Genomic DNA, 23,171 nt, shown 5'->3' on the forward strand with positions numbered 1-23,171 from the left:
TATGTTGTATAGATCGTAACTAAATGAAAATCAATATGAAAAGATTAATTAACTATGCTTCAATCCCTTTACTAGTCATCGGGATTTTTTTAATGGGCTCTTGTACTAATAACGCTACAAAATCTGACGACTCAGAAGTTGTTGTAATGGATTCTGTTTCAAAAGATCTGGAACAAACCACTAAAGATCTTGAAGATAAAAACGCAAAGCTTGAGGCTTCCTTAGAAAAAGTTGACAAAGAATTTGAAACTGCTAAATAAAAGATATCATGAAAAGAAATAACATTTTAAGGATTAGTATCCTTCCATTAATTGTGCTTACAATTCTTGCTCTGGCTGATCCGCAAAAGGATAAGAATGGACAGGGTAAATCAGAAGGTAAAGAAAACGATGAGATTGGAAAAGGCAGGGTTAAAAATCAGGGAAATAATAATCAGGGACAGGATAATAAGAGGGGCAAGGATGATGATGATCACGGAAAGGATAAAGACAATCGTGATGGTGAAAACGGAAGAGATAATGATGATAAGTACAATGGCAAGTATAATGACAATAAGGGCAATTCCGGCAAAAATAAAGATAGATCTGAAGGAGACAATTGGGAGATAAAAAAGGGAAAGGGTAATAGTAAGATGATGAATGGCAAGAGGGATATCGATATTGACTGGGGCATTAATAATTGGGCACAGCGCAAACATCCAAAGAATCAAAAGAAAGTTAGTGTATGTCACAATCCTTCAGGAAATAATTCTGGAAATTCTGTGACCATAAACATCTCTGAAAATGCAGTACAGGCACATTTGAACCATGGTGATATAATAGGGGATTGTTCCAATAATTATTCTGAGCGCTGGTCCCGGGAATATATAAAATCACGTGAGATGGTTTATAATACCTATGAGCAAACCTATGAAACTATGTCTTACAGCGAATCACTTTTAAAGTACGCAATGGAAAAACTATTAGGCGTAAAAACAAATCTGAACACCAGCAGAGTAAATCTTAGTGCTCAGGAAGTTCAACGTCGTGAAGGTCTCATTCTGGATCTTCAGAATAATGTAACCGATCTGGAAAACCAATTGGATTTAACCCGTAATAAGCTTGATTCTGATGTGAACATTATTGTTCAATTGTAATAGATTTATAGACCTTATAGGTTTATACTAAACACTTTCATATCTTGTAGATTCATTAAAAATGAAATCAGGATATGAAGGTGTTTTTTTATTTATATTTTTCTGCATTTCGGCCATGGGGCATTCAGCCTTACCTGAAACAATAATTCAGGGACAGCAACCAAAGCTTTCAATTGACTCCAAAGGAGTCATTCGCGTTACCTACGGGAACGGAGAAAAGATCTATTGTCTGACTTCAACAAATAATGGGATTAGTTTCTCTTCAGCAGTGCTTGTTGCTGAACTGCCCGGAATGCATTTGGGGAATACGAGAGGCCCGCAAATTGCATCTTCCAGAAACTTTTCTTTTATCAGTGCAATGGATAAAGGAGGAAATATTCATTCTTACAGATTTAATCATTCAAAAGGAGGATGGACTCGGGTTGCAGAAATAAATGATAAAAAAGGTTCTGCTCCTGAAGGATTAATGGCTATTGCTGCTGATAAAGAGGATAATTTTTATGCAACCTGGCTGGATATCAGGGATGGGGGAAGTAATAATATTTATTATTCTTCAATCAATGGAAAATCTGTTAAATGGGATGCTAATTCCCTGGTTTATAAATCACCGGATAAGCATGTATGCGAATGTTGTAAACCAAATATTGTACTGAACGGTAATAAGCTTGTCATTGGTTTCCGTAACTGGTTGATGGGTTCACGGGATATTTATTATTCAGTTTCATACGATAAGGACAAATCTTTTTCAGAGGCCGCAAAATCAGGGACAGGTACATGGCAGTTAAATGCTTGCCCGATGGATGGGGGTAGTTTAGCCTTTAATTCTGAAGGAAAGGTTTCAGCAGCCTGGAGACGCAATGGGGATATATATTACTGGTCAGAAAATCAGGCGGAGTTGAAACTTGGCACAGGCCGTGATGTAAGTATGGCCCAAAAGAAGAATGAAATTTATATTGCCTGGCAGGATAAAAAGATGCTAAGTGCTATTAATTTATCGTTTAAGGATCAGATACCCTTTATTAAGCGCCAAAACCTTTTGGCCGTTTATCATCCGGTTTGTGGTGATGAGGTAATAATATACACCATCACTTAAGGGAGCACTGGTATTCGAGAGCAATCCGGTATTAGCATATCCGGAAAATACCCTGTCACTTTCATTATACCCCGGCATTCGGTAAACCTCATTCCCCCATCGATTGAAGATCAAAACCAGGTTGTCAGGAAATGAAACTATATTCTCCACTTTAAAAAATTCGTTACCAAGTCCATCATTATTTGGGGACACCAAAGGATCGGGAAGGATATCCGGATTCAAAGGAGGATCATTTTTTGTGGTGATGGGAATTGTAGGTACAGGTGGATAGATATCATTAATAATTACTACGGCGCCGCTACCGATTCTTACCAGTGGGTCGGATGTTGATATGATATTGAGTATAACATCTTCATCACCTTCCTGTTCATTGTCTGTTAAAGCAGCCAGGGTGACCTTTTGAGTAGTTGAAATCTTCCCGCGTGGAATCTTGATATCCAGGTACTGATCCAATAGTACATAATCAAGGTCTTTCTTCGCCCGGCCCTGATAGCTGAGCCTGATAGTTACATCATCCCTGAAGGGCCGCATTAATCTCGCGGATATAGCTGTTTTTTTACCCTCAGAAACATTGCTTGTTGAGGGCGTCAGACTAACAATTGTAAAAGGGATAACTTCAATAATCAGGGAGGCTGTAGCACACATTCCGGAAGTATTGCACACCCGGTAAGAGATTACTTCAATTCCCCAGAATCCAACATTTGGGGTATAGTTGAAGTTGCCATCGGGACTAAAGGTTATCGTCCCATTTTTGGCACTTGATGTAAGTGAAAAACTGATATTTTCTCCCTGACGGTCATAATCATTCAGGGCAACACTGCCTGATACAGGAATTTCTTCATCGGTTTTGAAACGATCATCTATGGCTATAGGTGGGCAGCTTCCCTGTAGCACTTCGGCAGAAACTATCAGGGAACATCCTTTAGCATCTTTTATAACCAATTCATAGGTTCCCGGTGCAAGATTATCAATGAAATCGGTTTTAATTGGACTTCCTTTCCAAGTCAGATCATATGGTTTTGTACCCCCGGTGATTGAGGCAGAAATCATCCCATCGATTGATGTTTTACAGACCGTATTTTTTACAGTTAGTGCCGCCTTAAGGATATCAGGTTCAGATATTGGAATACTCATTGTTTCAGAACATCCATTTGCGTCAATCACCGACAGCGAATAGTTGATATTCGGGGCTAAATTCTGCAGGTTCTTTGTAGTTTCATTATTTGACCATTTATAAGTGTACGGTGAGGTACCACCAGTAACACTAATGTCAATACTGCCATCCCTGGCACCAAAGCAACTTGCATCCAACTTGGTAAAAGTAATCCTGAGAGGGACGGATGGTTGCCTGATGGCTATAGATTCACTGTATTCACATCCCTTTGAATCTGTAATTGTCAGGGAATAAGTCCCCGCAACAAGGCCACTTATATCTTTTGTGATCTGTCCACCTTGCCATCGATAGGTGTATGGAGCTGTTCCTCCGGCTGCTGTAATTTTAATTGAACCGTTATTTCCACCAAAGCATGAAACATCTGTGCGGACGAAGCTTAATCCAAGAGGGGCTGCAGGTTGTGTAATAATATAGTCTGGAGATATTACTGTGATACACTCAGGACTAGCAGTATCCCTTACATATAATTGATAGGTTCCCGCAAGAAGCCCGCTGAATTTTGTGCCGCTTTGCCAGTTTATTCCGCCATTTATACTGTATTCATAGGTGCCGAATCCCCCGGAAACAGATTCAACTTGAATAGATCCGGTATTCGAACCATAACAGCTGATGTTGATAAGTGAAGCACTGGCTTTTATGGCTGCCAATGGCTGAATAATTACAGCAGTACCACTTCCTGTATTCGAGCACGAATTTGCATCAATCACTGAAGTAATTCTATAAGTTCTGGTGGAGTCTGAACTGACATTGAATGTATAGTCACTAGTACCGATTCCACTAATGGTGTTTGAGTTTTTCCCGTCGGTATAGCTTATTGTCCAGGGAGCTTTACCGGTCAGTTTGACCCTCAATGTACTTGTTGCACCATAACAGGCATTTTTCCCTCCACTTAAGGTTGCAGTTGGAAGAGGGTTTACCATGATTGTGTATTTACTTTCAGGTCCGGTACAACCATTATTGACCGGAATAATCGTATAGGTTACAAACTCAGGTGTTGATCCACTATTTGTTAGAAATTGAACAGGAATTTTATTAGTACCGCTACTTGTATATCCTGAAACTGTGGCCGGGGCACTTGCAGTCCAGGTGAAAGTAGTTCCTGGGATATTGGAAGTAAGTTCGACCTCTTTTGAACTGGATTGGGTACATAGCATTTGAGTCAAAGAATTACTAAGCCTGGGAAGTGGCTTCACGGTTATGATATAACTCGAAGAAGGCCCGGCACAACCGTTTAAGGTTGGAGTTACAGTAATCGATGCCTGAATTGTTGAACTTGTAGTATTAACAGCAGTAAATTCTGGTACATTTCCATTTCCGCTGGCTGCTAGTCCGATGGATGCATTTGAATTGGTCCAGGCATAAGTTACACCTGCAATATTAGCTCCGAAGGAAGATGCGGAAATCGGTGTTCCGGAGCATATCGTAAGGCTCAATGGAACAGCTACAGTGGGCTCAGGATTGATTGTTATAGTAAAAGTATATGGTAGCCCATTACACCCATTTAAGCTTGGGATTGCAGTAATTGTTGCAGTAATTGGTGCTAAGGTATTATTTATAGCAGTAAATGCAGGTACATTGCCATTCCCGCTGGCTGCTAGTCCGATTGCCGGATTGGAATTCGTCCAGCTTATGGTGGCACCAGGTGGAGTGCTGTTAAAAATACTTTCCGGCACCGTAACTCCTTTACAATAGTTTTGATTTTGAGGGACTACTAAGGTGGGAAGAGGATTTACTTTTATATCGAAGATTTTTGAAACACTGACACAGGAGTTTAGGGTACCTGTTAAAGCATATGTTCCTGACATAGAGATATTTGAATTTGGACGTGTAACTGAAACACCGGTAGCTGTAAAACCCATTGGTCCCGTCCATTTATAAGTAACAAGAGGATCAGGATTAAGAATTGAAAGGACTAAAGGTTCGCCCTGACATACCGGACTAACATAAGGATTAATAGCCGGCTGAGGCGGAGCTCCGGGGCTTGCAATAGATAGTGTAGGACCAATTAATAAGCAACCGTTGGTATTCTTAATTACAACAGAGTAACTGCCGGCACTTAGGTTAATAAACTTACCCCCATTCTGAACAAAAGTGCTTCCCCCATTAATAGAGTATTCAAGAGGCTGTGTGCCAATTGCAGTAATCGTGATTGTACCGTCATTTAGATTACAAGCGGTTTCATTTGTTGCTAAAGCTGTTGTAATAACGGGCAAAGGATTAACTGTAATTGTATAACTTATTGGGTTACCCGCACATCCATTTAGTGAAGGTATTATGGTAATTGTAGCTGAAATAGCAGAGCCGGATGAATTCGTTGCGATAAAACTCGGGATATTTCCTGTTCCACTTGCCGAAAGTCCAATAGCGGTATTTGAATTGGTCCAGCTATAGCTTGTTGCTGGTATATTGCTTATTAAATTTCCTGCTGGAATGGTCTCACTGGCGCATACAACAGAACTTCCGGGTCCAGTAATTGATGGTAATGGATTTACCGTAATTGTAAACGTATAAGTCTGACCCGGACACCCGTTCAGACTTGGAGTTATGTTAATACTTGCAGTAATGGGGGTATTTGTATTATTTGATGCAATAAAAGAGGGGATGACTCCGGTCCCGCTGGCTGGAAGCCCGATCGCTGGATTTGAATTTGTCCAGCTAATAGTTGATCCCGGGGGAGTGCTGTTAAAAATATGTTCCGGAACGACAGCACCTTTACAATAGTTTTGATTCTGGGGAACAATTAAGGTTGGCTTCGGGTCTACCTGAATATTAAAGATTTTAGAAGTGCTGACACATGCGTTAATTGTAGCAGTTACAGCATAGTTTCCAGACATGGAAGGATTTGAATTTGAGCGGATTACAGAAGTTCCTGAAGCAGAAAATCCCAGGGGTCCTGTCCATGTGTAGGTGGCTAATGGATTTGGGTTCAGGATAGAGAGAATTAAAGGTTCTCCCTGGCAGACTGGACTGACATAGGCATTAATATCAGGTTGTGGCGGAGCTCCCGGACTAGAGACAGATAATGTTGGACCATTAATGATACATCCATTTGCATTGCGTACTACTATTGAATAACTTCCTGCTGCCAGTCCTGTGAAGTTCCCCCCATTCTGAACAAATGTATTTCCCCCATTAATCGAGTATTCTAATGGTTGAACACCACTGGCTGTTATTGTAATTGTTCCATCATTGATGTTACATTGTGATTCTGGAGTTGCTATGGCGGATGAAATCACAGGTAAGGGATTAATCGTTATGGTATAGATTATTTGCTGACCGGGGCATCCATTTGAAACAGGTGTTACTGTAATTGTAGCTGAAATAGCTGATATTGAAGAGTTTATTGGGGTAAAGCTTGGAATATTTCCAGTCCCATTAGCCGAAAGCCCTATACCAGGATTTGAATTTGTCCAGCTATAGGTTGTACCTGAAATGTTGCTGGCAAAATTGCTTGCCGCTATCGTTGTTCCGGAACAAACCACCAAATTTGCAGGTTGACTCATCGCAGGCAATGGATTGACCGTAATAGTATAGTTCGATACTGGCCCGGTACAACCATTGTTTGTGGGTGTAACAGAGATGGTAGAAGTAATTGGAGACAGGGTGTTGTTTATGGCGGTAAAAGCTGAAACGTTTCCAATCCCACTTCCAGCAAGTCCAATAGCAGTATTCGAATTGGTCCAGGTATAAGTGGCACCAGCCGGGATACTACTAAATACCGAAGCTGGAATAGTGGTACCAGAACATGCGATGATATTGGTAGGAGTAGTGATAGCAGGTAATGGATTCACTGTTATTGTATAAACCGAGCTTGGGCCAGCACAGCCATTGAGAAATGGAGTCACAGTTATATTTGCTGTAATCATTACTGAACTGGTATTGGTAGCTATGAAAGCCGGCACAGCACCATTTCCACTACCAGGTAAACCAATGGCAGTATTTGAGTTGGTCCAGCTAAAAGTTGTTCCGGGCTGGCTGCTGCTGAAACTGGACGCAGGAATACTTGTTCCGGAACATACCGTAGAATTAACCGGTACAATAACATTGGGTAATGGATTGACTGTGATTGTAAAGCTGGAGGCAGTTCCGGCACACCCATTAAAATACGGAGTCACAGTGATGATTGCAGAAATAGGAGAAGTGCTGTTATTTACTGCGGAGAATGCGGGTAAATTGCCGTTTCCGTTTGATGCCAGGCCAATAGAAGAATTCGAGTTGGTCCAGGTATAGGTAGTTCCTGAAATATTACTGCTGAATGTGCTAACCGGTACGGAGGCTCCACTACATATTGCAAAATCTGCCGGCAATATTACTGCAGGCCTGGGATTAACAGTTATAGTAAAAGTGGCTGGGGGACCTGTACAATTATTTAGAGTTGGTATTACTGTAATTGTTGAGGTAATAGGAGATGTGGTATTATTAACAGCAAAAAATGGCGTTATATTACCGCTTCCGCTAGCAGCCAATCCTATAGCAGGATTGGAATTTGTCCAGCTATATGTTGCTCCGGCAGGAGTACTGATAAAGGCACCTTCCGGGATAGGTGATCCCACGCAATACGTCAGATTTGCCGGAACCGTCACTACTGGGAGAGGATTTACTGTTATCAAAAATGTACGGGCAGTACTCACACATGAATTCACAGTAGTCGTTACTCCATATTCACCAGCCATGGAACTGGAAATGTTTACAATTGTACGGCTCGTTTCCGGGCCCGAATAAGAATACCCGGAAGGCCCTCTCCATGAATATATCGCTCCAGGCTGTGGATTTTGTATAGTTAATATAAGGTTACTGCCTTCGCAGACCGTACCTCCAATGGGAAAAATATCTGGTGTTGGTGGAGGGTTAGGACTGACAACTGACAATGTTGGCCCAACAAGTATACATCCTGTAGAATTTTGCACCACTACCGAATAACTGCCAGCAGGTAAATTTGTAAAGATCCCGCCATTCGAAAAAAAAGTGGATCCTCCATCAATAGAGTATTGCAGGGGTGCAGAGCCAGTTGCACTTATTGTAATTTTTCCATCACTGATTCCGCAGCTTGTTTCTGCTACTGCAGAAGCTAATATATTTGCTGGAAGGGGGTTTACAGTGATGGTATAAGTGCTGGGAGTACCCGTACATCCGTTTAGAGTCGGTGTAACTGTAATTGTTGCAGAAACAGGAGAAGCTGTGTTATTGACAGCCGTAAAACTGGGTATATTCCCTGTTCCACTTCCCACAAGTCCGATTGAAGTATTGGAGTTGGTCCAGGTATAGCTTGCGCCTATCGGAATACTGCTAAAGTTAGATGTGGCAACCGTTCCTCCAGAACAAATTGTAAAACTTGTCGGAAGGGTTACTACTGGGCTTGGTTTAACAGTTATGGTATAGCTGGAAGGTGTTCCGCTACATCCATTGAGTATGGGGGTAACTGTTATGGTTCCACTAATATTCGCACTAGTACTATTGGTGGCAATAAATGTAGGCACATTTCCTGTTCCATTTGTTGCCAGTCCGATTGCAGTATTGGAATTTGTCCAGGTGTAAGTTGCTCCAGCAGGGTTACTGCTAAAGGAAGTTACACTGGTTGAAGTACCCGGGCAAACAGAATAATTTGATGGAACGATCACTGTAGGTAATGGATTAACTACAACTATTGCTGGATTAGATATTGTAGACCCGCAACTATTGCTGACAATTACATCGTAAGAACCGGCATCGGTTGTTCCTATTGATGAAATCATTAATGTTGATGCTGTCTGACCATTAATATTTAACCCGTCTTTTCGCCATTGGTAGGATACAGGGAGCACACTTGTTGAAGTTACACTTAGATTGAGCATGCTTCCAAAACATAAGCTCTGATTTGAGGGTCCGCTGACGATAGGGACAGAGTTGACTATAACACAAAAAGTAGTTGAATATTCATCAAGCGCATCGATTACTCCGAAATCGCCACTGCAAATATTGTCGATGAGCACCCTGTAACAAGTTGAGGCTGTTAAGTTTGAGTAGTTTAGAGTATTTATAACATTGCTTATAACAGTCCAGTCTTGGGTACCTAAAGGAGCAGACTCCCATCTTAAAACGGGCCCCGTATTTCCGGCTACCATTAAGGAACCACTTGCAGGAGAACATTGAGTTGGTGTACCTGATATTGTTCCTCCAGAAATACTTGATTGATTCTGAGAGTAATACAGAAATACAGGTTCTGAAACGCTAGAGCAATTTGGAGAATTGTCTGTAACGATCCTTCTTATCCGGTAATCACCAGATGCAGTCGAATATGCTGCCAATACAAAATTAGTGATATCATTTTTAGGTAAATCTGCGGTTATTATTGGATTACCACCTCCATTTACAATAGTAGTATATGCGGCACCACTAAATGAGACTTCCCAGCGGTAGGTTTGTCCACTCCCGGTAGGTGTAGAGCCCTTGATATTTTGATAGCTGCTGTTTCCACAAGCATAATTGAAAATAGGCTGTCCTCCTAGAAATGCAAGAGTATTAGGCGCGCACTGACCAAATGCGTTTGAATAGGCAGCGATTATTAAAATTGGAAAAATTAATTTTCGTAAAATTTGCATCATTATGCGATTGCAATTTCATGAAACATTATTTAAGTGTTTAATGTATTCGTCTATTACGAAAAATAGGCATTAATGTTTCCTTAATTGCATTTTTGTAATTTATTGCGATAATGGAAAATTCTTCTAATATTAATTAAATGACAGTTTTTTTTCGAAAAAATATTAAGAAAAAGCCACTTTTTAGATTTGTAGATGGCTGATTTTGGGTGCTGAATAAATTGTTTGCACCATGAACCGCTTCAAATTAATGAGAAGATTACAGGATGTAGAATCAGGGATTATAAGTTATAATTAAGAATTTTAAACCAACTCATCCGATAACAATGATCTTGGCAGACTTTCAAGATAATCAACACTCAGTGAGCTGGTCAGGAAGTCGACTACAAAGGGATATTTCTTTGCACGCTCCGAATCTACCTCATCAATTGAATAGGAGGTAATGATCACTTTGGTATTCTTACAATGCGGATAGATTTCTGAAGAAAATCTATAAAGAAATTCCCAGCCGTCCATAACCGGCATATGCAGATCAAGCAGGATAAGACCCGGAAAAGTGTTCTGATTTTCAGTATTCCTATTAATCAGGTTTTTATAGTACTCCAAACCTTCAAAACCATTGAACGCGGTTATTACTTCCTCTGAAAATTTAAATTTATTCAGAATCTGTTTTTGAATCCACAATGTAACTTCATTGTCATTGATACAAAGCACCTTTTTTAATTGTTCGTAAGGCATATTCTAAAATATTAACAAATCCTGCACTTATATACGGAATTGCGTCTGTGAAAGTTTCATAAATAATAGGCTTCATCCCCCTTATTAGATCTCTCATTTATCTGTATTTTATATTGAACAGCAGAGTGTGCATTCTTTGCTGATTTTGCTATTTTTGGTAAACCCTACCGATGAAGAGACTGTTATTCCTGTTTTGTTGCTTCCACGTTCTTACAGCGTTTGGTCAAAATGGTGCTGGAATTAACCGAAGGACTTCATTTAAGCTGCCTCAGGGAATAAGTCAAAGGGACTATTTACCGGATGTGATCATCGTTAAATTCCGCAAGGGGAGTACTGCAGCTCAGATACGTTCTGCAAGTTCAGCTTCAAGTTTAAGAAATATGAATATTAAAGCTTCTGAACTTAATATCAATCAGCTTTTTAAAAACTCAGTAAAAGCAATCAGTTCCGCGGCGATTCAGCGAATGGCAATTAAAGATACGGTTGGGCTTGACAGAATTTATGAATTGAGGTTCAGTTCAAAGCAGGGAATAGAGAAAGTAATCAATGAATTACTGAAGAATCCCGATATTGAATACGCTGAGCCAAGCTACATTCATTATGTTTCCTATACTCCCAATGATCCGCTTTTTTCAGGCTTTCAAAGCCAGCTTAAGCAAGTGAAGGCAGAGCAGTCCTGGGATCTGATTAGAAATTCTTCCAATACAATCATTGCTATTGTGGATACAGGGACTGATATGGATCATGTTGATCTGAAAGCAAACATTATATTTCCGGGAATAGACCTTGTTGGCTTAAGTGGGTCTAACCCGCAGGTGGATAACAATCCTGATGTGAGTAGTGATTCAACAGATCATGGGGTAAGTGTTAGCGGTATCGCCTCGGCCGTTTCAGATAATGGACTTGGTATCGCAAGTATCGCTTACAACGCTAAATTAATGATTGTAAAAGTATGCGCTGATAATAATGCTACAGTTATTTACAAGGGTTATGAGGGAATTAAATATGCAGCGGATAACGGTGCCCATATAATTAATTGCTCATTCAGTGGACCCAATGGTTCCTCCTTTGGCCAGGATATTGTGAACTATGCTGTATCAAAGGGAAGCCTTATTATTGCTTGTGCCGGAAATTCAAATAGTTCTGCACCCGAATACCCCGCCGCTTATGCAGGTGTGCTCGGAGTGTCGGCAGTGGATCTGAATGATAAAAAGAATGATTTTTCAAGTTATGGCAGCCATATTTCCATATCGGCACCCGGAGTAGTTTATTCAAGCAAAAATGGCAATAAATATGGTCTGGTTGCAGGAACCTCTTTTTCAACTCCAATGGTTTCAAGTGCAGCGGCATTAGTCAGGTCACGATTTCCAGCTTTTGATATGTTTCAGGTAGCTGAGCAATTGAAAGTTAGTTCAGATAATATTGATCAGCTTAATCCGGGCCTGGCAGGTCAATTGGGACATGGTCGGTTAAATGTATTCAGGGCACTTACCGAGACTTTACCTTCAATAAAATATCAGAAAATTACGCTTAATGATAAAGGTAATGGATCAATACCTGCTGGTGATACCTTAGTTATTTTTTTGGATATCAGGAATTTTTTATCACCGGCCTCCGGACTTGCAATAAAGCTGCTTACGACTAATCCGAATATTCAGATCATAAATCAGCAATATGTGGTCAGTAGCATCGGGACTAAAGAGTTGAAGACAATGATTGGACCTTTTCGGCTATATGTCAGACCTGGTACACCGGATAATGAACTTGTCAATTTCAGTATAAATTATTCTTCTGGCAGCAATTATCAGAGTACAGAGCAATTTCAGGTTCGTGTAGCCAGGGATTTCATGAATGTTAATGTAAATCAGGTCAGTTCTACCATTAGCAGTAATGGCCGTATCGGCTATGCTGATAGTGATGGCGAGGATGGCTTGGGATTTATTTATAAGTCTGAGCCTCTACTAGTGGAGGCATCTCTGATGATTGGAAACTCTGCTTCGGCGGTTTCAAATAATACGAGGTCGGGTTTCGGAACTGCAGATCAACATTTTGTTAAAAAGCTTAGGGTTTTCAAAGATGATGTTACCAAAGCTGCATTTCTGGGACATTCGGAGTTTGATGATTCCGGGAGTCCAAATCGCTTGAACCTGCATATCAGGCATAGCCAGACGGCCTATGCACCTATGCCGGATGATAAATATATTATTTCCGAATATGAAATTCGTAATGCCGGGCAAACAGTTTTAAACGGTATTTATGCTGGTTTATTTTCGGACTGGGACGTCGATCAGATTGGCAGGGATGTTACAAAATACGATGCTGCAAACAGATTGGCTTATGTTTACGGCAGGCATGGTGGAACATATTATGCAGGTGTTAAACTTCTTAGCACAACCGGACAAGCTGTTTACTACCCCCTTGCTAATCAGGTTCCGGCCGATCCGATTTTTGCTGATGGTGAATTTAGTATTGCCGAGAAATATCAGACACTTTCTGCCGGAATTAAGAGTACAGGTTTGGGCGAGAATGTTCCTGACGGTTATGATGTTTTACTTGTCAGTGGCTATGGGCCGTTTACTGTCCCGATAAATGGAATTGTTAAAGTAGCTTTTGCATTGATAGCTGGGGATTCACTGACTGATCTTCAAGCCAGCGCTGTTGCAGCACAAAAGAAATATGATGAATTAAACAAATCTGAAAGCGCTGATGTCGACTACGGATTTGTGCTCAGCCAAAACTTCCCAAATCCAGGACTCGATCAAACGGTAATTGATTTTAGCCTGAGCCGCCCCGGTCTTACAAATCTGATCTTGTATAATGCAGCGGGTCAGCCGGTCAGAGAATTAATCAGAGATAATCTGGCAATAGGTTCTTATCGTGTTAATTTGGATCTTTCTGAACTTCAATCTGGTTTATACCTTTACAAGCTGCAGTTTGAAGGCAAAGAAAAGACACTTAAATTGCTGGTTACAAAATAGGTTAATAAACCTGTTAAGATTATGAAACATTTACAAGTCCATATAACCTGAGTTTGATATAAGGAAGGTTAAAATAATGAGGTTATAATTGGTTAGTTAAGCCTCTGGAGTCGCAATGATTAGGTTTTAGAAATCAATACCTGTGTGTTATAGGCTGGTTCAGCCCTTTCCTTTGGAGTAGTTCCGGCAAGAAATCGCGTTCTGATTCAAATTTCCGATAGCCGGAAGCTACCTCCTCCGGCAAGGTTTATTTTACCCGTTGCTGTATTTCATTGGGACGGGCAGCCCAGCAAAAGGACTATCAACCATTTAAAATAGCCAAGCAAGATTTTATATTGGAACTCAGGTTATATTAAATATACCTTATCATTACAGGACAAAAACTATGGAACAGACTCCTGCCGGAAATATATTAAGTAATGGAGTAAATTGTTTATGGGAATCAGGCCTTGGTATTGAAGCAGATCCGGCAGCGCGGCTCATAACTCTCCTTTTCACCCAATAATATTTTCGATTCGCTTGGGACAGTACGGTATGAATAAGTTGCAGGTCCGCCACACTGCAAACAAACGGCATGCACCTTGTTTACCACTTCGGCAATTGACATCAGTTCGGGCATAGGCCCAAAAGGTTTACCCTGAAAGTCCATATCCAGTCCGGCTATAATTACCCGGATTCCCCTGTTAGCTAAAGTGTTGCATACATCAGGCAATTGATCATCAAAGAATTGGGCTTCGTCTATTCCGACAACTTCAGTGTTTGAACTCAGGAGAAGAATCGAGGCGGCATTTTCAACCGGGGTAGATTGAATGGAGTTAAGGTCATGGGATACCACTGAGTTTTCATCGTAGCGGGTATCTGTTTTTGGTTTGAATATTTCAACGTTCAGTTTAGCGATCTGGGCACGTCGAAGTCTTCTGATCAGTTCTTCTGTTTTGCCTGAAAACATTGATCCGCAGATGACTTCAATGCTTCCGCTAAGTTCTTTTCTCCGTTTAAAGTTGTGTTCGCTGAATAACATTCTGCTTGTTTGTTCGTCTTTTTTCTTATCGCTAATATCCGATTTTAAATGGATTTAAGAGTACAGAAAAGCGATTCTATCACCAATAATTAGTCAATATTTTTGATAAATGTGCTTATATTTGATTGTGGCTTTTTTGCCATGATATCATTTTGGGGTTGATTCGATCCATTCGCCCCAATATTCGAATTAGAATGAATAAGAAAGAAATTTTTAAGAAAGTTGCCGTCATTATTGCAGAATTAAATGAGCAATATGAATATCTGTCCCAGGATCCTGAAAATCTGAATGAACTTGAACTCGAGCTTTTTGCTGCCAATGCAGATTTTTTATCCGATCATATTACAATTCTTCAGAAACTTAGTCTTAATTTCAAATCGCATAAGCCTGATCCAGAGTCTGCTGAATCCGTAACTTCTGAGCCAATAATCTATGAGAAACCTGCTGAAAACCTTATAATTGAAGAGGAAACTGAATTGACTATTCCTGAGTGGAAATTTGAAATTAAGGATGAATCTGTCCAGTCATTCGAGTATGAAGAGAAGAATGCACATGATTTATTTGATCGTCCACTCACTGAGGAAGAAATGGAAGTAATTGAGCAGAAAACTCAGTTGAAAGTCCAGCCTGAGAATGATTCTGAAATGAAAATTGAAGAATCTTCAGACTCAAAACAAATTGAAGAAGTACTACCTGAAGCTGATTTAAATCCTGTGTTCGGAATATTTGAAGAAAGTAAAATTCAAGAACAGACTAACATAACAACAGAGTCTGATGCTGAAGTACAACCACTTACAATCAATGAGATACTTGCATCCCAGGCTTCTCAAAGTACAGTCTCCAGCCAGTTTGCTCAACGGCAGATAAAAGATCTGAAAAGTCTGATCAATCTGAATGATAAATTATTATTTGTAAGAGATCTTTTCAATGGCTACAGTCTGGCTTATAGTGAAGCCATCGAGATATTGAATCGTTTTGAAAGTTTTGAGTCTGCTGATAATTTCCTTAAGCAAAACTATTCTTCCAAGAATAACTGGGCTGAGAAGCAAAATGTTGCAGATAAGTTCTACGAAATTCTGAACCAGCGATTTTCTAGATAATTCCCATTCTGTTAGAATCAAATTTAAGCAGGATAAATAGCAGGATCGTAAAACTCCATAAGGAAGATCCTCCGTAGCTTAAAAATGGGAGAGGGATACCAATCACCGGAATTAATCCGATGGTCATTCCAATATTGATAAAAACGTGGAAGAACAATATTGAGGCCACACCGTAGCCATAGATCCTCGCAAAGGAAGATCGCTGACGTTCCGCAATATTTACTATCCGTATCAAAAGGAAGAGATATAAACTGATTACAAGGAAACAACCAGCAAAACCCCATTCCTCACCTACAGTGCAGAAGATGAAGTCGGTACTTTGTTCCGGAACGAAATCATATTTGGTTTGTGTGCCCTGAAGATATCCTTTCCCCCATAAACCTCCTGATCCGATTGCTATTTTAGATTGATTTAAATTGTATCCTATTCCACGCGGGTCATTTACCTTTCCAAGAATAACATCAATTCGGTTTTTTTGATGAGGTTTCAGGATCTTGTTATAGGCAAAATCAACAGAAAATATAAATAAGACAGAAAATAAAAAACCTGAACCGATGATAGTTAACGACTTTCTGCTTTTTCGATAAAAATAGATGAGGGTAGCTGCCAGGGCAATGACACCAACAAGCACTACGTATTTATTGTATAAAACCGTAAGTACAAAGAGTACTATTGAAAGTCCCTCAATAACCAGAAAATAGCCTGAAAGCCCTTCGCGGTACAGTACCAAAATAAGCGAACTGAAGGTCAGTGCGGAACCAGCATCAGGTTGCAGCAAAATAAGCGCAGTTGGAAGGAGTATGATAAATGCCGCAGTTATTTGGGTTCTGAACTCCTGCACTTTAATGGTACCCGAGCTAAGGTATCTGGCAAGTAATAAGCAGGTAGCAAATTTAGCAAATTCTGAGGGTTGAAGCCGGAAACTGCCGATAGGAATCCATGCCTGATTTCCTCCTACATTACGACCAATGATCAGCACAAGTATCAGAAGTAAAATGGTAATACCATAGAATACCGGTGAAAAAGTATTGAAAAATTTGTTGTCAAACAGCAGAATAGCGAAGCCAATAATGAATGCTGAAATAATGAAGATCAGTTGTTTACCATAATTTGTATCCAGATCAATAATACTCGGATTCATTGGATCATAAACTGCAGCATGGATGTTGAACCAGCCAATAATGCACAGGGTTAGATAGGTTAATATGATAAACCAGTCTACATTAAAAAAGAGGCTGCGTTGATTATTCATTGGATTTTACCCTCGCTTCTGTTAAAACTGTTTTATTCCTGGTGCTGTCTGAATCCTGCTTCCTGATCACTTTAGCTGAGCCTGGTAGCAGGTTCGCGTCAATCAGTCGATCCATATAAGCTTTTGGTCTGCTGATTTTTTTATTTATGTATTTTTCAACCATCAGGCTCGCAATTGGTGCCGACCAGGTTGCTCCGAACCCTGCATTCTCTACGACTACTGCAATTGCAATTTTGGGATTTTCTCTGGGTGCAAATGCCACAAAAACCGAGTGATCTTTTCCATGCGGATTTTGTACTGTACCAGTTTTGCCGCACATTTCAATTTCCGGAATTCGTGAGTACCAGGCTGTACCGCTGGGCTGGTTTACTACCGCACTCATTCCATCTATAATCACATCAAAATACGCAGGATCAATACCTGCACTATTCTTTTTCAGAAATTCTTCTTTAATTACATTCTCATCACCAATTGCCTTAATAAGGTGTGGCTTATAGAAAAAACCGCGGTTGGCAACAATAGCCATCACATTTGCCATTTGTAGTGGGGTTATTCCCAACTCGCCCTGACCAATGGATAAAGATATCGTAAAAGCAGAACCCCATCTGTCGTTTTTGAAGCGTTTGGTATAGAAATCCGAAGTAGGGAGGAGTCCATTGCGTTCTCCCGGTAGGTCAATTCCCAGTGCAGTTCCGATCCCGAACGCAGAAACGGCTGCCCGCCATTTTTTATAGGCATTTACTGGCCGCATACCTGCCTGATCAATCATTCTGGCATAGGTATAACCATAATAAGTATTGCATGACTCTGTAATCGAACCTTTCAGCCCAATTGATCCATGGACGTGAGTACAGCCCATAAAACCCTGGCGGCCATAACGGTAGCCACCCGGACAAAAGAAATAAGTATTCTCATTAATTAATCCGAACTGTTGGGCAACCAGAGCGTTAACTACCTTAAAAATTGAGCCTGGAGGATATTCTGCCTGAATTGGGCGGACAAACATTGGCTTGTATGTATCGTTGAGCAGGGCCATGTAATTATTGCCTCGCTGACGGCCAACCATCAAATTTGGATCATAACCCGGGCTACTGACAAATGATAATATTTCTCCTGTTGAAGGCTCGATTGCCACAATACTGCCAATCTTGTTCTTCATCAATTGCTCTCCCAGTTTCTGTAAATCCTTATCCAGGGAGGAGATCATATGCTCACCTGCAACTGCTACAGTATCATATTTTCCATCTGCATAATTTCCTTTTGGTCGGTTTAATGCATCAACCATCAGGTTTTGTACGCCCCGCTGCCCCCTTAATAATTCCTCATAGGACTTTTCAATACCAGTAATTCCATGATAATCTCCCTGACTGTAAAAGCCTTTAGAATTCTCAATTACTTTTTGATTAACCTCTCCGATATAACCCAGAAAATGGGCTGCGATACTATCCGGGTATCTTCTAACCGTTCTGTTTTGAACAAAAAATCCCGGAAAATTACTCAGCTTCTCCTGAAAGGATGCATAAATCTGTACGGAAAGCTGCTTCTCAAAAATAGAGGCTTTGTATGGGGAATAGGATCGGGCCTTTTTGAATCTCCTGTCAAATCCTTTTTTATCAATTCCGATCAGATTACAGAATTCAATTGTATCGAATGGCTTTACTTCCCTGGGAATAACCATCAGGTCATAAACAGGCTCGTTTTGTACCAGGATATTTTCATTCCTGTCAAGAATAACTCCGCGTGCAGGATAAATGGGTAATCTTCTGATCACATTATTTTCTGCAGAGAGAATGTACTCATCGCTGATCACCTGTATATAAAACAGACGCATGAGCAGAATTATGGTTATGGCGATGAAGATTCCCTGAACTACAAACTTTCTCGCAAAAAAACTATTCATTAATTCTGATCAAATAAAGATTTTAATTTCTACCTAAAGGCCCTTTTTTAACAAAGATACTATTCGGGCGGAACTACCCTTTTACATATAATCTGTTAAACCGTAAAAGTAAGAAAGAATTTATTCTGCGGACATACGCCATATCTAAATATTTAAGCTTATTTATTAAAAGGAATTATAAGGCCGTTAAACACTATTAAATCTTCAATATCACAGTTATAAAGTAAAAAACACCATTAATACAATGAATTATGCCATAATAGGCTAGTTGCATTCAGTACATTTGTAAATATGAAAAGTGATATTCCTGTTTATGACATAACTTCGTTTTCGGAGTTTAGGCATGAGGATATTCTGGTAGCCCGTTTATCAGAATATTGGGATACTCATAAAGATCTTTATTATTCACACCGTCACAATTTTTATCACATAGTTCTTTTTAAAGAAGGTAAGGGGACTCATAGTATCGACTTTCAAACATTCCCTGTGAAGGCGAATCAGATGTATTTCATGATTCCCGGGCAGGTTCATAACTGGAATTTTGAAGGGCCTGTTGAGGGTTATGTTATAAATTTTTCCATTTCTTTTTTTCAGTCGTTCTTATTAAAGCCTGATCTTCTGAATGATTTTATTTTTTTCAGTGGCGCTGCAGCAGATTCTGTGATACAAGTGCCGGATGAACTTGAATTGAAGGTCAGGCTAATTTTTGAGGAGATATTGGATGAAAATTTAGGAAACAGGTTATCCGGACTTACTCTCGTTCGGGCTTTGCTGATGCAAATTTTTATTCTTGTATCACGATTAAATAACTTTCCACATCATGAGATAGTTGCTTCCAGGAATCATACTCTCCTGAAAAACTATAAAGTGCTTATTGAGAAGAATTATGCTGATCTGAAATTGCCCAAAGAATATGCTGAACTCTTGTTCATTACTCCCAATCATCTGAATGCTTTATGCAATCATTTATTGGGAAAATCTGCAGGTGAATTAATCAGGGACAGGCTGTTTCTGGAAGCTAAAAGACTATTAATGAATCCCGACCTGACTATCAGCGAAGTTTCGAGTCATCTTAACTTTGTTGATAATTCCTATTTCAGCAGGGCCTTTAAAAAAAATGTTGGGATTAGTCCCGAGGAATTCAGGCGAAAAAGTTTAAATAATCAATATGAAAACGATCAATCCAGGTGATGAACCGAAAGCGGTTTCGCAAATTAGTGCTGTTATAAACTCGAAATGTCCCCGTTGCCGGAAGGGCGACATGTTTGTAAATTCTATGTATGGATTTAAAGCCCAGAAAATGCATACAAACTGTCCACATTGTGGCTTGAAATACGAAAGGGAGTTAGGGTATTTTTACGTTGCGATGTTTATCTCTTATGCATTAAATGTCGCACAAATGATCATTGCAGGAATTCTGACCTATCTGATCACAGGGAATACGGAGAGCCCATGGTTATATATGGCTACAATTTTCCCCATAGTTCTTATTCTTGCACCTTTTAATTTCAGATACTCAAGAGTATTATTGCTTCATTATATGACTCCGGGTTTGAATTATGTTCCCGCCATGGGAGCAGACCAGAAAGTATAAAGATCCAACGAAAAATTACCTGATTTTCTTGCGGAAGAAGGCAAACTCAGTGATCAGAATCAGGAAAACTGTAAAAAAAGTACTCAGAACAACGCGAATCAAAGTGAAACCAAGTTCTGAGAATTTGAAGGTTTCGAAACTGAATAAGATCAGATGGTGAAAGAAGGTTAGGATGACCGCATAAAAGATAAACCATCTGAATCCCATTATTCCGAGGCTGGGTTCTGGTTCATTGTCAAAACCATCGCGCTGAACAGTTACAGAAATAAATACAATTCTTACAAAAGCCATTACGGTACAGGCAATAGCATTCAGACCAAGTGTGTCGTAAAAAACGTCGACTGTAATACCGGTAAAGAAGGCCAGCACGAAAAGCAGCGTATTGGGTATTCCGAATGGGAGCAAGAGAATAAACAGAATATAAAGATAGGGAATGCTTAGATTATAATACCCAATATTTTTAAACAGAAATACCTGTGTGGCAATCAGCAGAATAAAACGGATACTATTTATAATCACTGCCCGTCCCATTATTCAACTTTATTTTGAGCTTCCAAATTCAATTGTTCTTCAGAAAGCAGATTGATGATCACATAAACGTACTGTAGTTTCGCAAAATCGATATCCAGTTTTACCTGAATGTTAAGGGCACTGTTTCCATCCCTTGTATCTGAGTCGGTTACATAACCGATATTTGTGCCCGGAGGAAAAAGTGAGAACTCTGAAGTGATTACTCTTGTCCCCTTTTTAATCGTTAAATGGCTTTGGATATCCTTCAAAAGGGCAAATCTGGAGTCATAATTTCCCTCTCCCCAGACCAGGGAGCCGATATTTCCATCTACACTTGCACTGATTTTAGTTTCGGTGTGGAGCAGGGACCGTACTGTTGAAAAATTCTCGGAAACATTCAATACAATACCGACGACTCCGCTTGAAGCAATAACACCCATTCCTTTCTTTATCCCATGCTTGCTGCCCCGGTTGATTGTTAAATAATTGTTCTTTTGGTGTACTGAATTATTGATTACCCTCGCTACAGTGTAAGTATATTGTTGTTTAAGTACGCTGTCTTTTACTGTTATCTGTTTGACACTATCATCATAATAAGATGATTTAAGGAGATTTCTAAGCCTGGCATTCTCTGCTGCCAGACTATCGTTGGTTTTTCCTAAAACTAGGTAGCTGCTGAACTCATTTACCCGTTCATAGGCAGTTCCAACTAACTGATTAGATGAGTTCCATACACTGGCACGCTGATATGAATTATTATTGATCAGCAGGATCAGTGAGATGGTGAAGAAGATTACGAGCAAAAAAAATGCGTTGTACTTACTGATGAAAAGCCAGAGGTTACGCATACTTAAAGTTATAGGTTATAAGTTGTAGGTTATAAGTTATAAGTTATAAGTCTTAAGTCTTGTTGATTAACAGTTCTACTTATGACTTTATATCTAAAAGTTTTCAAGCTATTGAAATAAGATACTTGAGTTTAATACTCAATGAGTAGGATTTAAGAACTTATAACTTAAAACCTACTACTTAAAACTTTATTGCATTAAAAATTTAAAGTTTCCAATATTCTTTAAGGCGATGCCTGTTCCCCGTACTACTGCACGCAGTGGATCTTCTGCTACATGTACAGGAAGTTTGGTTTTTGCACCAATACGTTTATCTAAGCCACGTAATAATGCACCACCACCTGTTAAATAAATACCAGTCTGATAAATATCAGCTGAAAGTTCAGGAGGGGTGATCTCTAATGCTTTCAAGATGGCTTCTTCTATTTTTGAAATCGACTTATCAAGGCAATGTGCAATTTCGGTATACGAAACTGTGATTTGCTTAGGTACACCAGTCATCAAATCACGGCCTTGCACAGCATAGTCTGCAGGAGGATCCGATAGTTCAGGCAGAGCAGCACCAACTTCAATTTTGATCTTCTCAGCGGTACGATCACCAATCATGATATTATGTTGTCTACGGATGTATTGAACGATATCGCTGTCAAAATTATCCCCCGCTACACGGATAGACTGATCACAGACAATTCCGGAAAGTGCAATAACTGCAATCTCTGTTGTTCCTCCACCAATATCAATGATCATATTTCCCATCGGTTCTTCCACATCAATACCAATACCTACAGCTGCAGCCATTGGCTCATGGATCAGGTAAACTTCTTTTGCTCCGGCAATTTCAGCAGAGTCGCGTACCGCACGTTTTTCAACTTCAGTAATACCTGAGGGGATACAGATGACCATACGAAGGGATGGGAAAAACCAGCCTTTGCCGTTGTTAATCATTTTAATCATCCCCCTGATCATGTATTCAGCCGCGTTAAAGTCGGCAATTACGCCATCTTTTAATGGCCTGACAGTTCGGATATTATCATGGGTTTTACCTTCCATCTGCATAGCCTGTCGCCCGATAGCAATCACCTTATTCGTAGTACGGTCAAAAGCCACAATCGAAGGCTCATCTACCACAACTTTATCATTATGTATTATAAGAGTGTTTGCTGTACCCAGGTCAATTGCAATCTCTTGTGTAAACCAATTAAATAATCCCATTAGCTATTTCTTATCGTGTTGAAAATGTATTTACTAAG

Annotated in this window: 15 protein-coding genes; 7 read left to right on the plus strand and 8 right to left on the minus strand. The window is 39.9% G+C overall.

What is annotated here, in order from left to right; genetic code table 11:
- The first annotated feature begins 35 nt into the window (after positions 1-35).
- The 3 genes from Q8M41_RS12545 (at position 36) to Q8M41_RS12555 (ending at position 2,228) form a co-directional block, all read left to right on the plus strand.
- Positions 36-260, plus strand: a complete 225-nt coding sequence (locus tag Q8M41_RS12545) for a hypothetical protein (RefSeq protein WP_305365623.1) — start codon at positions 36-38, stop codon at positions 258-260.
- 8 nt (positions 261-268) lie between these two features.
- Complete coding sequence (locus Q8M41_RS12550; protein WP_305365624.1) at positions 269-1,135, plus strand: hypothetical protein; 867 nt, start codon at positions 269-271, stop codon at positions 1,133-1,135.
- 61 nt (positions 1,136-1,196) lie between these two features.
- Complete coding sequence (locus Q8M41_RS12555; RefSeq protein WP_305365625.1) at positions 1,197-2,228, plus strand: hypothetical protein; 1,032 nt, start codon at positions 1,197-1,199, stop codon at positions 2,226-2,228.
- Here the strand turns inward: Q8M41_RS12555 and Q8M41_RS12560 are convergent.
- Both Q8M41_RS12560 and Q8M41_RS12565 read right to left on the minus strand, forming a co-directional pair.
- Positions 2,127-9,983, minus strand: a complete 7,857-nt coding sequence (locus Q8M41_RS12560; RefSeq protein ID WP_305365626.1) for a PKD-like domain-containing protein — start codon at positions 9,981-9,983, stop codon at positions 2,127-2,129. The genes Q8M41_RS12555 and Q8M41_RS12560 overlap by 102 nt on opposite strands.
- A gap of 300 nt (positions 9,984-10,283) precedes the next feature.
- Positions 10,284-10,718 carry a two-component system response regulator gene (locus Q8M41_RS12565; RefSeq protein ID WP_305365627.1) on the minus strand — a complete coding sequence of 145 codons (435 nt, stop codon included), beginning with the start codon at positions 10,716-10,718 and terminating at the stop codon, positions 10,284-10,286.
- Between the two features lie 170 nt (positions 10,719-10,888).
- On the opposite strand from Q8M41_RS12565, the gene Q8M41_RS12570 reads away from it, so the two are divergent.
- Positions 10,889-13,696 (plus strand): S8 family serine peptidase, encoded by a 2,808-nt coding sequence (locus Q8M41_RS12570; RefSeq protein WP_305365628.1) that lies wholly within the window; start codon positions 10,889-10,891, stop codon positions 13,694-13,696.
- A gap of 442 nt (positions 13,697-14,138) precedes the next feature.
- Here the strand turns inward: Q8M41_RS12570 and Q8M41_RS12575 are convergent, their stop codons facing one another.
- Complete coding sequence (locus Q8M41_RS12575; protein ID WP_305365629.1) at positions 14,139-14,717, minus strand: thymidine kinase; 579 nt, start codon at positions 14,715-14,717, stop codon at positions 14,139-14,141.
- A 194-nt stretch (positions 14,718-14,911) separates the two neighbouring features.
- On the opposite strand from Q8M41_RS12575, the gene Q8M41_RS12580 reads away from it, so the two are divergent.
- Positions 14,912-15,817 carry a hypothetical protein gene (locus tag Q8M41_RS12580; RefSeq protein WP_305365630.1) on the plus strand — a complete coding sequence of 302 codons (906 nt, stop codon included), beginning with the start codon at positions 14,912-14,914 and terminating at the stop codon, positions 15,815-15,817.
- On the opposite strand, the gene rodA is transcribed toward Q8M41_RS12580, so the two are convergent.
- The gene (gene rodA / locus Q8M41_RS12585; protein WP_305365631.1) at positions 15,810-17,069 is read right to left on the minus strand and encodes a rod shape-determining protein RodA; all 1,260 of its coding nucleotides are present in this window, start codon (positions 17,067-17,069) and stop codon (positions 15,810-15,812) included. The genes Q8M41_RS12580 and rodA overlap by 8 nt on opposite strands.
- Positions 17,062-18,969: a penicillin-binding protein 2 gene (gene mrdA, locus Q8M41_RS12590; RefSeq protein ID WP_305365632.1), complete on the minus strand. Its 1,908-nt coding sequence runs from the start codon at positions 18,967-18,969 to the stop codon at positions 17,062-17,064. Before mrdA ends, rodA begins: the two co-directional genes overlap by 8 nt.
- A gap of 291 nt (positions 18,970-19,260) precedes the next feature.
- On the opposite strand from mrdA, the gene Q8M41_RS12595 reads away from it, so the two are divergent.
- Both Q8M41_RS12595 and Q8M41_RS12600 read left to right on the plus strand, forming a co-directional pair.
- Positions 19,261-20,160 (plus strand): AraC family transcriptional regulator, encoded by a 900-nt coding sequence (locus Q8M41_RS12595; protein WP_305365633.1) that lies wholly within the window; start codon positions 19,261-19,263, stop codon positions 20,158-20,160.
- Positions 20,138-20,563, plus strand: coding sequence for a DUF983 domain-containing protein (locus Q8M41_RS12600; RefSeq protein ID WP_305365634.1), 426 nt, complete (start codon positions 20,138-20,140; stop codon positions 20,561-20,563). The genes Q8M41_RS12595 and Q8M41_RS12600 overlap by 23 nt, the downstream gene beginning before the upstream one ends.
- Positions 20,564-20,578: 15 nt before the next feature.
- Here Q8M41_RS12600 and Q8M41_RS12605 read toward each other — a convergent pair whose 3' ends face one another.
- The 3 genes from Q8M41_RS12605 to Q8M41_RS12615 all read right to left on the minus strand — a co-directional run bounded on the left by Q8M41_RS12605 (position 20,579) and on the right by Q8M41_RS12615 (position 23,133).
- The gene (locus Q8M41_RS12605) at positions 20,579-21,094 is read right to left on the minus strand and encodes a rod shape-determining protein MreD (protein ID WP_305365635.1); all 516 of its coding nucleotides are present in this window, start codon (positions 21,092-21,094) and stop codon (positions 20,579-20,581) included.
- A complete protein-coding gene (mreC, locus tag Q8M41_RS12610; protein WP_305365636.1) occupies positions 21,094-21,921 on the minus strand; it encodes a rod shape-determining protein MreC in 828 nt (275 codons plus the stop codon). The genes Q8M41_RS12605 and mreC overlap by 1 nt, the downstream gene beginning before the upstream one ends.
- A gap of 189 nt (positions 21,922-22,110) precedes the next feature.
- Positions 22,111-23,133, minus strand: coding sequence for a rod shape-determining protein (locus Q8M41_RS12615; RefSeq protein ID WP_305365637.1), 1,023 nt, complete (start codon positions 23,131-23,133; stop codon positions 22,111-22,113).
- Positions 23,134-23,171: the final 38 nt, after the last annotated feature.

The organism is Daejeonella sp., assembly GCF_030684675.1.
GTDB lineage: Bacteria > Bacteroidota > Bacteroidia > Sphingobacteriales > Sphingobacteriaceae > Daejeonella.